Raw genomic sequence first — 12,320 nt, 5'->3', positions numbered from 1 at the left:
GAGCGATGATCCAATCATCAGCTTGCCAGCCGTGGCACGTTGATCCTCCCGGCCTTGCCGGAGAGCACGGTGGCCTCTTCGGCACTTACACCATCTCATGGGACACGATCATTGAAATGGCCTTTTCGAAGCTCAAGGCACTCTTGCGAAAAATGAAAGCAAGGACTTATGACGATCTCTGGAAAGCCGTCGGAAAGGTTTGCGACCTATTCACGCCGCAAGAGTGCTGGAACTATTTCCGCCAGGCCGGATGCGTTGCACATTAATCGCCCGAGGCTCTAAACCGCGCAAGGGCTGCTTGGGAGCCTTCGCATGATCTACCTTTGGAGGGTAGCCGTGACCGCGGCGAGAGCATCCTTGAGTTGGGTTTGGCTGTAGGGCTTTGCCAGTTTTAGCAGATTTTCGCCTACGCCCGCGGGGAGTTCGGCGTAGCCTGTAGCAAGTACGATTGGTGTACCGGGACATATCTCCGCGGCTCTCGAGGCGAACTCGATTCCGGTCATGTGTGGCATTGCTTGATCGGTTAGAATGACATCCGGTACAAACCCTTCCAAGAGCATCGCGATCGCGTCCACGCCGGACTGCGCCTCAACGACGGTGTGGCCTAGGTCCTCCAACATGAGGGAAGTGTTCATCAAGACGAGCCCGTCGTCATCGACCGCCAGAATATTCAGTGATCTATCGAGCCTTGTCGGCTCCACGGGGTCCGCTTGCTGAACCGGGACCGCCTGCACTTCAACCGCTTTGGCAATGGGCAACCAGAGTTCGGCGCGCGTCCCCTCGCCTTCATGAGAATGCAGAACGAGCGCCCCGCCCGATTGAGCCATAAGTCCATGGACCATTGGCAGCCCTAACCCGGTTCCCTTGCCAATCCCCTTGGTGGTGAAAAACGGAGTGATGGCTTTTTCAAGTGTCGCCGCGTCCATCCCGGACCCTTCGTCCGCCACGGAAAGGCAGACATATTCGCCGGGCTCCAGGTCGCGAACCTGATCACGTTCCACGAGGCGGCGGCTGGCCTCGATCTTTATCACGCCGCCTTTTGGCATCGCGTCTCGAGCGTTTACAACCAGGTTTAGCACCGCCGCCTCCAACTGGTTTGGATCCGATAGGACCGCGGGCAATGAGAGCGGATATGTCGTGGCGATCTCGATCTGTGGCCCGATCGTCCGCTCTAGCAGAACAGCCATTTCCCTGACGAGTTCAGGAACGTCCACCGCTTCCAGGTTTAGATCCTGCTTTCGAGAGAATGCAAGAAGTCTCTGAGTGAGCGCGGCGCCTCGCTTCGCTCCCTGGATAGCGATATCAATGAGTTCTTCGTTTTCCTGTCCAGCCGCCGCGCGCTTCTTCGCGATTTCAAGACTGCCCAGCACCGCCATTAGGAGATTATTGAAGTCGTGCGCGATGCCGCCCGTGAGTTGGCCGACGGCTTCCATCTTCTGGGCTTGAAACAACTCGCGTTGGGCAAGTTGCAGCGCCTCTTCGGCCTCCCGCTTCTCGGTGACGTCCCTGGTGACCTTGGCGAAGCCGAGAAGCTCTCCACTGTCGTCCCGGATGGCATCGATGATCACACTCGCCCAAAAGCGGCTGCCATCCTTTCGGATCCGCCATCCTTCGTTTTCGAAGCGGCCCTCGGTCGAGGCAATGGCGAGTGCCTTCACCGGCAGCCCCGCGACACGGTCTTCATCGGTGTAGAAGCGGGAAAAATGCTGTCCGATAATCTCCTGGGGTTCATAGCCCTTGATCCGCCGCGCGCCAGGGTTCCAGCTCGAAACCTCGCCATTTGGGGTCAACATGTAGATGGCATAGTCAGTGACGCCTTGCACCAGGAGCCGGAACTGTTCCTCGCTCCGTCTGAGCACCTGTTCAGCCGCCCGTCTCTCGGTAAGATCGCGCGTAATCTTCGCGTAGCCCACCAGCTCGCCATCTTTGTCCCTGATCGCGTCAATAATGACGTGGGCCCAGAACCTTTCTCCATCCTTTCTCACCCGCCAACCCTCGGCTTCGAAACGCCCTTCACGCGCCGCAGTTGCGAGCGCCCGCTTCGGGAGACCGGATGCGCGGTCCTCGTCCGTGTAAAATCGCGAGAAGTGCTCGCCAAGAATTTCGCGCTCCGTATAGCCCTTGAAGCGGCTGGCACCCGTATTCCAACTAATGACTCGGCCATCTGGATCGAGCATGTAGATTGCGTAGTCGACAATCGCGTCGACCAGGGTTCGGTAGCGGCCGTCCAACGTGCCTACTAGGCCGTCGGTAACTTCAGCGATCATTGTATCCCCTTGGACACTAGCTCATGAGGTAACATCTAGGCCTTTCAATCCTTCACGGCGGCAATCGGTGTGAAGCCAAGTCTCTCTCGGCCCAATGCTCGTGCAGATATAGGGCCCCAACGCGCCGATCAGGTCAATCGTCCGTTTCCGTACAAAGCCAGACCGGCACGGCGCCAGGTCCACCTGGGATACGGTTTATCAAGCTAGGCCATGAAGTCGCCAGCTGTCAGGTTGGAAAATGCGCCCGAAGCCGCGCGATGGAGACTTTGATTTTGCTCCTGGACAGCTTCGCCACGGGCTCGGCGTCCCCCACGCCTTGAGCGGTGGGAACCTTCCGTGGCGCGGGAGTTTGTTCCAGCGGGTGTTGTCCGCCGTGTCGTTGCCAAGGGCCGGGACTTGCGCCGTATCATAATGACGACTTCGGTATTGTCACAAGAACACCCGGTGAGTGATCCGGGATCCAGATTCCATTTCAACATTCGATCCGGGAACGTTTTATTGCCTGATGCCGAAGTTATCGAATTTCGGAGCGTTTATTGCGCGGTTACCGCGGCCCTCTACAGCGCGAAGGGTATCCTCGCCCGGTTGAGATGAGAAGCGCTGACTTGGCTCTACAGGGCGGGGCTGGATTTCACATCGCGCGCGGCGAAGCGGCATTCGACCAGATCGTTCGAACAGCCTTCATTCAGATCGCGCGAAGGCATCCTTACAGGCAGTGGCCTTCGACCGAACCACTCATCAAGAAAAGGTCATGCAACCGCCGCGCGTCAGCTGTAACCTCCGAGCGCTCGGCCGCTTGCCTTGATCGTGGATAACCCGTACGCGACGGATTCAGGCGGACTGCTTCAGCACCAGCGTGGAAGTCAGTGACGGCTACGCGAAGGTGGAAACTTGTCATCCGCGCGTTCAGGGTAAAGTGTCCGTCTCGTTTTTCGGATCGCGTCGGCTTCTTGACGCTGCCTGGCGAGCATTATCTTCGTGACTTCAATGAAGGAGGCGCCGTCCTTGTCCGCGACCCGAACGATGCCTCCGTGGCTGAGAAACTCACAGAAGGCCTCGACTGATCGAAGCCGGGTCGTCAGTTCCACGTAATAGTCTTCAAGTTTGTCATCCATCGCTACCTCCTTGAAGAAACTGGTGCGAGAGATCGGCAATGTAACGACAACTCTTGGTGCGAGCAATGCCTTCTCCAATTCCGGCGGTTCGGAAAAAGGTAGGAATGGCAGGCATGGAAGTCATGATCAGGCTCGTGGCAAGGGCCACAAGGCCGTCGGCGACCGTGATATCCGTGATGCCAACCACCGCCAGCATCCTGCTGGAGGTCATGTACCCTCGGCTCCATGGTTGAGAGGGTATGATAGGTCGAAGCAGCGGCGCTCCAGGGAGAACAGCCAGGTGGGACAATGACGTCCCATCCGCCATCGATAGCCGATGTTGCCATAATGGGATCAGGCGGGCTTATGCTCACGCTCGCGCGCCCTGTCATCGACGACATCCTCGACGCATTCCGCCTTCTCCGCCAGCGCTCTGCTCATCTCGCGAAGCTGCTGGTCATCCAGTTTCTCGATGCCGACGAACTTGTTTTGAGCCTGCGATGACAGGATCAGTTCATCCAGCTTCGCCTGCAAGGCCTTGCCATCACGGTTCTGCGAATTCTGGAGGACGAAGACCATGAGGAAGGTGATGATCGTCGTGCTTGTGTTGATCACGAGCTGCCAGTTTTCGCTGTAGTTGAAGATCGGTCCCGTGACGGCCCAAACAAGGACTAAAGTCACAGCCAAGACGAAGGTCGCGGGCTTTCCTGACATGGCCGCGACGGTGGAAGCAAACTTGGAAAAACCCTGGGATATAATGCTGTCGCTCATGGAAACCTCTCTGGTACCCGGCAAATGACAACGCCAACGTCGGTCAGGGGTTCCTGACATGGGACTTCAGTCCGATATCATTTACTTTCGTCCGCTCGGCCCGGTGAAATGCCGAAGCGTGCTCAAGGTCAGTGCGCGACCTTGCGTTTTTTTGCCAGCGAGATTGCCAACGTAATTGCCATTGCGTCCATATCGAACGGCTTCTGAAGGCAGTGGACAGCGGAAAATCGCGTCGGGACCACCTCCCCGTCGGGGTCAGTAATAAATATGAATGGGATCCCATTCGCATTGAGCTTGTCAGCTAGGGAATATACGCGCTCCTCGCCAAGACAAACATCTAGAACGGCGGCATCGATTTCAACTTGCTTGACGGCATCAAGCCCTTCTCGCAGCGAGTGAAAAGGTCCAACCACGTCTGACCCCTGGAATTCGAGCGCGGCACTCACACTTGAAGCCCGCGTGTTGTCTTCCTCGACCACTAGAATCCGTCTGTTCAAAAGGTTCATGAAAAACATGGGGTGCCCCTGCTATGTAGGACATCAGTTCACCTCGAAAGCCGTCGGTCAACATTCACTCGGGAAGAGTAAACTTCTGTTCGCTTTCGTACAAACGGCGGTCGCGCCAAGAAACCGATTTTCGAGCCGCCTTCGGCCAAACACGGTGTTCGGGGAAGTTGAGGATCCATTCGAGTCCGCGGCGGGGGCGTTCGCGCTCGCATCGCGGCAACAGCGCGTCGCTTCGATCCATGATTATGGACCGCGTGAACGTGACCGGCCGGTGGATTCCATCAGTGTCCGGGCGCCAACATCGATGGGCTGGCATCTGCCGTGACGACGTCACTGGGAGCGTCTTCGGGTTCGGACCTGCCCGGTGTTTTGATGTCTTGGCGAACCACGCGATGTTCGCACTTGACTGGTAAATCCGCCAAGGTCCGGGCGCCAAGGCTCAGCGTCTCGCGGTCGTATCGCTCAAAGTCTCCACAGCCGCATCAACTCCAGCGGAGCCGACACTCCCGCCGCCAAGACGTAGGGATCGCCTGCTACCCCCGTGCGGTTCCGGGCGGTGAGCTTCACAGGAAGTCCGTGTCCAATCCCGTCGATCGAATAGAACGCGATAGGGTTCTTGCCCTGGGAGCCCCACGTTTGGCGCGTGCCCCATGATTTCTTTTCCTTTCGAGGTCTCAGCTGGTCAATGTCACCAGCCTGCAGCCACTGCTCGAGCATGGCGTCCGCGTTCTTGGGGTTCACCACGGTATCGTCCTTACCCTGCCAGATACTGATCGGCGGGTAGGATTTCTTGTGGTCGAACAGTCCCGCGACGCGGCTCCCCCATCCCGACGAAGGCGGCGTTGCTCCATTGCTCATTGCGCCCATGGCGGAGATGGCGTCGCGCACCGAGCCGACTGGCATTGCAGCCACGAAGGCGGCACCAGCGAACGTTTCGGGGTAGTGGGCGACGAGGGCCGCGGCCATCGCTCCACCTGCGGACAAGCCGACGATGAAAATTCGCGAGCGGTCGATGCGATGCTTCTGGCAGGCATGCTCGATCATTTGCTTGATTGACATGAGCTCGCCACGGTCGTGTGCGACAGCGCTCGGTCGAAACCAGTTGAAGCAGCGCTGCGGATTGTTCCGGGTGGTCTGTTCGGGGAAGAGAACCACGAACCCCCTAGCTCTCGCAAGCCGCGTGAACCCACTCGCGGCATCAAAGCTCTCGGGTGTCTGTCGGCATCCATGGAGCACAACGACGAGTGGCGATTTCGGCAGCAAGCCCGCAGGCGCGAAGGACTTCATGAGGAGCCCTCCAGGGTTGCTGTCAAACTTCGACGTTGTCGCGAATGTCGATATCGCGGTCCGCGCGGCTTTGCGTGCTCGCGGCCGAACCTTCACTTCCAACGGCTTGCCGATCTTCCCCGGGGCGCGAAGCAACTTCGATAGCGACCTTGGCAATCGCAACATCAGACGCAAGCCACATTATGGTCGGGACCCATCGTTTGCTCCTTGTGCAGCGCAACATTTGAAATAGGTCAGTGGAGCGTCTTTGCAATCGCCGCGCGCCCCGTGGGTGCGAAAATCGCGTTAACCACCCGTCGCTGGACAACGTTGGATGGTTATGTTTTCAGATTCTCCACCACGATCGCCACCGCCCGCTGAAGTGGAACTGGTGTCTGGCACAATTTCTCGACAATCTCCAAACCGATCTTTGAGCTTAGAAAAGCACGCATTTGAGGGGTCACCGGATCAGCGAAGCCTCCGGCTCCTCCCATGTAGTTAAGAGGAAGACCTTCGAAGAAATATGCAGATGGAACGTTTAGAAAATGCATCATTGCAAACATGGTGGAGGCGCTAACGCGGTTCGTCCCCCGCTCGTATTTCTGGACCTGCTGAAAGGTCACACCAATAGCCGCGCCCAGTTGGCTTTGCGACAGCCTTTTGGCCTTCCTCGCGGTAGCGATTTGCATTCCAACATGAACATCGACGGGATGAGGGCTCCCGTCGTGAGCCGAGCCCATACGAAAGTCGTGCATAGGGTGCTTTTCCAATGTTTCCTCCGTCAAAAATGAATAGGTCGATTGCAATATGTCGCAGATCACCTCGGAACTTCCTAGCTCAAAAGGGGTTTTAAGTCTGTCAGGCTCTCCAAGCTTGCCAGGCTCAGTGACTTGGCCCTGTCCGCGGTGAGGCTAGTTTCATCGGCTGCTCTGATCGAAGGAGACCTGCCTCGATCGTGGAATGGAAGGCCGCATTTTCAAATGGGCTGGAAAGCAAGCTCGGATGTGCGATCGACCATGAACATGGCATCTTTGATATGTATCTACCCCAAGGGCCGATGGTCCTCGGCATTGAGCGTTTAACTCGCCGATCGCTACGATGGAGAACCGATGAATTTGGGTGGGTCGACGTTATCGATATCTTCATCGACGAGACGACGGAATTGAAGGGCCGACCCTTGGCAAGACGTGAGGAAAAGATCTCTCGCTTGCTTTTCCAGGATGCTGATAGCAATCGACCATCACCCCCCGATGCCCCGATTTTCGGGAGATAGTCGCTCGTTTATCACCCCCGTCAGGTGACATAGAGGAGCCAGCATCAAAATGAAGAGCGTCAGCCCAAGCACGGACCGCTCTCTCTTCTTTCTGGAGCCTGCGCTCGCCGGCCCTGATACGGGGTTCGAACTGGACCTCCATCGAATTTCGGAGGCTCTGCTACGACTATTGCGCCGTGAAGAAGGTGAGTAGGACCTTGCCTTTCTCCCCGAGGAGGCAAACAAACCGGTCCGGTTTACCAGTCTGCTGTTTGCGGCTGATGTAAGCCTCTCCTAGGATGACCGTCTTCACAGGCACGTCGCCAACCTTGGTGTCGGCCTTGCTCACAGCGAGACTTTCCATGTCCAGGACGAGATCCGTGATTTCTGGTGAACGCTCTTGTAGCGCCAACAATCCGGTCGATTTGCATGCATCGACCGCCGGATCCGCGGGCGCCTGGCTCTGCGCTTGCGCGCTGCATGAAAGCAAAGCTAATCCGGCGGCGTAAAGTGCTGATCTTGTAATTCTCATGAACCTACCCCTAAGGATAGCCCGCGACGAGCGCGAGCCCGCGACATCGGTCGATGTCATGCCTTGTCGACGACCTTCTTCACGGCTTCCTTGGCATCACCCTTGGCGACCTGAGCCTTGCCCTTGGCTTCCTGGAGGGTTCCCTTGGCTTGCTCCTCGTGATTGCCGACGGCCTTGCCCGCGGCCTGGCGGACGTTGCCCGCGACCTCGTTTGCCATGCCTTTGATCTTGTCTGACGTGCTTCCCATGGTCGGATCTCCTTGGTTGGGTTTCAAGGAAAAGCGCGACTGGATGTTTCGTTCCACGGCTGGGAGATGGCGCGATGAAAATGGTCATTTGACCGACGGCGCTGGCGGCGATGGGGAGTTGAGCATTTCATGCCGTTTTCCACTTTCGATGATTGTCGCGTTCTTTGGAACTGCAACTCGCGGAGAATCTTACGAGAGTCAGGGTTAGCCGGCTAAAACACACTCTCTGCCAGACCGATCTAATGGACAGCGGCGAGCTTGTATGTGCGGTCGCTCTCGTCTCCCTTGCTGACAGCAAGCGACAGTTTTTCAAAAGCGCATTCGGTCTTCCTGAGCCTTGGAAGACGGAGCCCGAAACGCCGCTGACGCACTCGTTCCGCCAGCACGTGGTCGCAAGGGCCGCCCCCTGGTTATCGAGGATGCGACGTCGACCCTCTTGTCCGCGACAACCTCGCCGTCCCAGAGCTGAACGTCTGGGCCTACCTCGGCATTCCCCTTGCTGACTAGCGAGGGCGATGTCCTGGATCTCTTCGCGCGATTGACAGTCAGCCGCGCCATTGGTCGCCTCGCGAGCAGGATATCCTAGCGGACTTTGGCAAGCTCGTGGAAGAGCAGATCGCCCTACGCGAGCGGGTGGCGGAGTTCGCGCGGTTGGACACCGCCCTCGACCCAATCATAGTCGATTGAACGTCCGAGCTGCCCCGATGTCGTCCGAGTCTAAGTCTCCTGCTCCAGATCTGAAAATTGGCACAGTTCATTACTAGCGGGCTGGACAAGCGTTATCATTGGCCTAAGTCGCTTCAGCAACGATCCCCGGGACATACGATGACAGTACAAGCTTCCGATAAATACCTGGATATCTTCGTCGGTGACGGAGAAATGGCGCAAATGATGCGCCAGCATGATTGGGAGTCCAGCTCGCTGGGCTCGCCAGATTCATGGCCTGAAGCGCTAAAGGTAGCGCTGCGGTTGCTGTTGACGTCAAAGTTCGAAATGTGGCTTGGTTGGGGGCCTGACATCGCGTTTTTCTATAACGATGCTTACCGGCCAACACTGGGGAACAAGCACCACAATGCACTGGCTGTGCCGACGAAAATCTTGTGGGCGGAAATCTGGGACGATATCAGGGAGCGGCTGGAAACCGTTTATGGATCTGGTCAAGCCACTTGGGACCGTGCGCTCTTGCTTCTGCTTGAGCGCAACGGCTATTCCGAGGAGACCTATCACACGTTCTCGTACAGCCCTCTGATCGGCGACACTGGTAAGGTGGAAGGCGTTTTCTGCGCCGTGGCCGAGGAGACCAAGCGGGTCATTGGCGAGAGGCGCATCTTGACGATGCGGGCGTTGGCCTCGGAACTCGCCGCCGTCGATACGCGAATTGACGTGATCAGAGCTTCCCATCGCGCTCTAAAGGACAATCTTCAAGACCTGCCGTTCAGTGCGCTTTATCTTTTCGACGAAAGTGGTAACGCAAGACGGGAGTGGGTATGTGGCGCGCTGGATAGCCATCCATTGATGCCGGCGGAAATCGTCGGCAGCGCTGGTTTTTGGGACTTGGAGCGCGCGTGGACGGAGCAGGACGTCGAGCTGGTCAGCTTGACGGGCATTGATGGCATTCCTTCGGGACCTTGGCCCAAGGCACCGAAACAGGCGGCGGTCGTTCCCCTGATTGGACAGGGCGGCGGTAGGCCGAAAGGAATACTGATCGCGGGGCTGAATTTCCATCGCGCGGTCGACGACGAGTATCTCGACTTCCTCAAGCTGATCACGGGGCAGATCGCCTCGCGGCTGGCGAGCACTGAAGCGTTTGAGACGGAACGTCAACGGGCGGCGGCCTTGGCGGAAGCGGCCGAAATGCGTGAACAAGCCGCCGTTGCCCTGGAGCAGCTTAACCAGCAGCTCTCGTCGGAGGTCGAACTTCGCACCGCCGAGCGGGACCGTATGCGAGACCTGTTCCAGCAGGCGCCGAGCTTCATGTGTATCCTGAGTGGACCGGATCACATCTTCGAGCTCGTCAACGACTCCTACCTACAACTGGTCGGAAACCGTCAACTGCTAGGCTTGAGCGTAAGGGAAGCCTTGCCCGAAGTGGAGGGGCAAGGATTTTTGGACTTGCTGGATGGAGTGTACCTGTCGGGCAAGCCGTATATCGGACGGAACCTAAAGGTGTTTCTGCGGCGCGATGGCGACAGTACGCCCGACGAACGGTTCATCAATCTGATCTACCAGCCGATATTCGATGCTAGCGGCCACGTGGCTGGCATCTTTGTCGACGGCTTTGACGTCACACATCAGAAGCGTGCGGAAGATCAACTTCAGAGCCTCAATCATACGCTTGAGCAACGTGTCGAGCAGCGCACACATGAACTGCGTTCCGCGGTACTCCAGTTGGAAAGGGAAACCGTAGAGCGCGAAACCGCGCAGATGGCTCTGCGGCAGGCGCAAAAAATGGAGGCGCTCGGCAATCTCACCGGAGGCGTCGCGCACGATTTCAACAACCTTCTGCAGGTCGTGAGCGGCAACTTGCAACTCCTGTCCAAAGACATCGGCGGCAACGCTCGGGCTGAACAGCGCCTTGAGAACGCCTTGGCTGGCGTTGCCCGAGGCGCGAAGCTGGCGTCGCAGTTGCTGGCGTTCGGGCGTCGCCAACCGCTCGAGCCCAAGGTCATTGATTGCCGGAAGTTGATCCAGAACATGGACGACATGCTTCGCCGCGCCTTGGGAGAAGAGATCGAGCTCGAAACCGTCGTTTCCGGCGGGTTGTGGAACACGCTGATCGACCCCAGCCAGCTGGAAAACGCCATCCTTAATCTGGCGATAAATGCAAGGGACGCGATGACCGGCCGCGGGCGCCTGACGATCGAAACGGCAAACGCCGTGCTCGATGACGATTACGCTCGCGCTCACGAGGATGTCCGTCCTGGTCAATATGTGCTGGTCGCCGTCACCGACACGGGATCCGGGATACCGGCCGACATCATCGAACATGTGCTTGAGCCATTCTTCAGCACGAAATCCGAAGGCAGGGGCAGCGGGCTCGGGCTGTCGATGGTTTACGGCTTCCTGAAGCAGTCCGGCGGCCACCTCAAGATTTACACCGAGGTCGGCCATGGCACGACAATGAAACTCTATATGCCGCGGACAAACCAGGTCGAGGACGGGCTCGCGAACCTTAATGCCCTTCCAGTGACGGGCGGCACGGAGACCGTGCTTGTCGTTGAAGACGACGACGGGGTGCGGGAGACGTCGGTCGCCCTTCTGACGGATCTCGGATATCGCGTTCTCAAGGCCCATGATGCCCAGTCCGCATTCGCGATCGTCAACAGTGGCATCCCGATCGATCTCCTATTCACCGATGTCGTGATGCCCGGTCCCATGCGCAGCACGGAACTCGCAAGGAAGTGCAAGGCGCTATTTCCTGGCATGGCGGTGCTTTATACTTCTGGTTACACGGAAAACTCGATCGTCCACGGCGGCAGGCTGGACGCCGGCGTCGAGCTACTATCCAAACCCTACACACGGGAGGCGCTTGCCCGCAAAATCCGGCACGTGCTGAACAACGCACGCCAGCACCAGATCGCTGTCGAGCGGCTCGGGAGACAGGAGCAGGCGGCTGATCCCGCCCAAGAGGCAACCCGCACCCATGCCGCACGGGTTCTCGTCGTCGAGGACGAGCCTCTGATCCTGATGTCGACTGTCGATATGGTCAACGAGCTCGGCCACGACGTTCACGAAGCAAGCTCGGCCGAGGATGCCTTGGCGGTGTTGGAGAAACACGGCATCGATATCCTGCTCACGGATGTCGGACTGCCGGGAATGTCAGGGACCGATCTTGCCCGGCACGTTCGGGAGCGCTGGCCTTCCGTGCGCATCGTGTTTGCCAGCGGCGACGATAGCGCTAAGTCAGCGTCCGGTATCGAGGATGCCCTTCAGCTGCCAAAGCCATTTACCATCGACCGCTTGTCCAAAGTCCTGTCGAGTTCTATCGAAAGTGTTTGATCTTTGAATGCGAACCGGCGGATCGACCGACGTAATGGGGCTGCGGTTTCTGACACCGCCTCTTGGTGGAAAAAGCCGCTAAAGCGGGCTTTTCCATTGGAGTGGCGGTAGGGGCAAGGCTTGTCGAGACCCCTCTTGAAGTGTGTTTCGCAACATCGGCCACGCCGGGCCGTGGCCCGCCCGCGATGCGAAGGAGGGCAGCGACTGGCGGATGCCCGCGCAGGCGAGTGAACGATGCGAAAGTAGCGGTTGGTGAGCGGGGAACCCCGTGGTGGACCGATGGCGCTCCCGATTACAATCGCCACCTCGCACGCAACACTCCCTATGCAGACTGGCATCCCGACTGTGAGGATCGCGCACTTATCGCGAAGGAATCCTCGAATGT

At 58.1% G+C, this 12,320-nt stretch carries 11 protein-coding genes and 1 pseudogene; 3 read left to right on the top strand and 9 right to left on the bottom strand.

The window, feature by feature from the left end:
- Nucleotides 1-266 (top strand): annotated as a pseudogene (locus ACCD05_RS29050) (hypothetical protein); the annotation flags it as partial.
- Nucleotides 267-317: 51 nt separating this feature from the next.
- Here the strand turns inward: ACCD05_RS29050 and ACCD05_RS29045 are convergent.
- The 7 genes from ACCD05_RS29045 to ACCD05_RS29015 all read right to left on the bottom strand — a co-directional run bounded on the left by ACCD05_RS29045 (nt 318) and on the right by ACCD05_RS29015 (nt 6,725).
- Entirely contained in the window at nt 318-2,267 is a 1,950-nt protein-coding gene (locus tag ACCD05_RS29045; protein WP_112436272.1) for a PAS domain-containing sensor histidine kinase, read from the bottom strand.
- Between the two features lie 863 nt (nt 2,268-3,130).
- Nucleotides 3,131-3,382: a hypothetical protein gene (locus ACCD05_RS29040; protein ID WP_413396990.1), complete on the bottom strand. Its 252-nt coding sequence runs from the start codon at nt 3,380-3,382 to the stop codon at nt 3,131-3,133.
- A complete protein-coding gene (locus ACCD05_RS29035) occupies nt 3,375-3,593 on the bottom strand; it encodes a hypothetical protein (protein WP_413396988.1) in 219 nt (72 codons plus the stop codon). Before ACCD05_RS29035 ends, ACCD05_RS29040 begins: the two co-directional genes overlap by 8 nt.
- A gap of 122 nt (nt 3,594-3,715) precedes the next feature.
- On the bottom strand, nt 3,716-4,132 hold the full coding sequence (locus ACCD05_RS29030) for a low affinity iron permease family protein (protein WP_111563970.1): 417 nt from the start codon (nt 4,130-4,132) through the stop codon (nt 3,716-3,718).
- A 128-nt stretch (nt 4,133-4,260) separates the two neighbouring features.
- Nucleotides 4,261-4,647, bottom strand: a complete 387-nt coding sequence (locus tag ACCD05_RS29025; RefSeq protein WP_112436273.1) for a response regulator — start codon at nt 4,645-4,647, stop codon at nt 4,261-4,263.
- Nucleotides 4,648-5,100: 453 nt separating this feature from the next.
- Nucleotides 5,101-5,925 carry an alpha/beta hydrolase family esterase gene (locus ACCD05_RS29020; RefSeq protein ID WP_413396985.1) on the bottom strand — a complete coding sequence of 275 codons (825 nt, stop codon included), beginning with the start codon at nt 5,923-5,925 and terminating at the stop codon, nt 5,101-5,103.
- Between the two features lie 317 nt (nt 5,926-6,242).
- Nucleotides 6,243-6,725 (bottom strand): helix-turn-helix domain-containing protein, encoded by a 483-nt coding sequence (locus tag ACCD05_RS29015; RefSeq protein ID WP_413396983.1) that lies wholly within the window; start codon nt 6,723-6,725, stop codon nt 6,243-6,245.
- A 134-nt stretch (nt 6,726-6,859) separates the two neighbouring features.
- Here ACCD05_RS29015 and ACCD05_RS29010 point away from each other — a divergent pair, with 134 nt between their 5' ends.
- On the top strand, nt 6,860-7,177 hold the full coding sequence (locus ACCD05_RS29010; protein WP_112436274.1) for a hypothetical protein: 318 nt from the start codon (nt 6,860-6,862) through the stop codon (nt 7,175-7,177).
- Between the two features lie 166 nt (nt 7,178-7,343).
- Here ACCD05_RS29010 and ACCD05_RS29005 read toward each other — a convergent pair whose 3' ends face one another.
- Together ACCD05_RS29005 and ACCD05_RS29000 are read right to left on the bottom strand one after the other, a co-directional pair.
- Entirely contained in the window at nt 7,344-7,688 is a 345-nt protein-coding gene (locus ACCD05_RS29005) for a hypothetical protein (RefSeq protein WP_112950537.1), read from the bottom strand.
- A gap of 56 nt (nt 7,689-7,744) precedes the next feature.
- On the bottom strand, nt 7,745-7,936 hold the full coding sequence (locus tag ACCD05_RS29000) for a CsbD family protein (protein WP_112436275.1): 192 nt from the start codon (nt 7,934-7,936) through the stop codon (nt 7,745-7,747).
- A gap of 879 nt (nt 7,937-8,815) precedes the next feature.
- Here ACCD05_RS29000 and ACCD05_RS28995 point away from each other — a divergent pair.
- Nucleotides 8,816-11,935 carry a response regulator gene (locus ACCD05_RS28995; RefSeq protein WP_413396993.1) on the top strand — a complete coding sequence of 1,040 codons (3,120 nt, stop codon included), beginning with the start codon at nt 8,816-8,818 and terminating at the stop codon, nt 11,933-11,935.
- Nucleotides 11,936-12,320 lie beyond the last annotated feature (385 nt).

It is taken from the genome of Rhizobium sp. Rhizsp42 (genome assembly GCF_047304155.1).
Classification (GTDB): Bacteria; Pseudomonadota; Alphaproteobacteria; order Rhizobiales; family Rhizobiaceae; genus Rhizobium.
The sequence above is the reverse complement of the archived record's forward strand: the minus strand, read 5'-3'. Positions and strand labels throughout refer to the sequence as shown.

Coding starts and splice junctions, on each gene's coding strand:
- ACCD05_RS29045 (WP_112436272.1), bottom strand. CDS start 2,267: ATGATCGCTGAAGTTACCGACGGCCTAGTAGGCACGTTGGACGGCCGC.
- ACCD05_RS29040 (WP_413396990.1), bottom strand. CDS start 3,382: ATGGATGACAAACTTGAAGACTATTACGTGGAACTGACGACCCGGCTT.
- ACCD05_RS29035 (WP_413396988.1), bottom strand. CDS start 3,593: ATGACCTCCAGCAGGATGCTGGCGGTGGTTGGCATCACGGATATCACG.
- ACCD05_RS29030 (WP_111563970.1), bottom strand. CDS start 4,132: ATGAGCGACAGCATTATATCCCAGGGTTTTTCCAAGTTTGCTTCCACC.
- ACCD05_RS29025 (WP_112436273.1), bottom strand. CDS start 4,647: ATGTTTTTCATGAACCTTTTGAACAGACGGATTCTAGTGGTCGAGGAA.
- ACCD05_RS29020 (WP_413396985.1), bottom strand. CDS start 5,925: ATGAAGTCCTTCGCGCCTGCGGGCTTGCTGCCGAAATCGCCACTCGTC.
- ACCD05_RS29005 (WP_112950537.1), bottom strand. CDS start 7,688: ATGAGAATTACAAGATCAGCACTTTACGCCGCCGGATTAGCTTTGCTT.
- ACCD05_RS29000 (WP_112436275.1), bottom strand. CDS start 7,936: ATGGGAAGCACGTCAGACAAGATCAAAGGCATGGCAAACGAGGTCGCG.
- ACCD05_RS28995 (WP_413396993.1), top strand. CDS start 8,816: ATGGCGCAAATGATGCGCCAGCATGATTGGGAGTCCAGCTCGCTGGGC.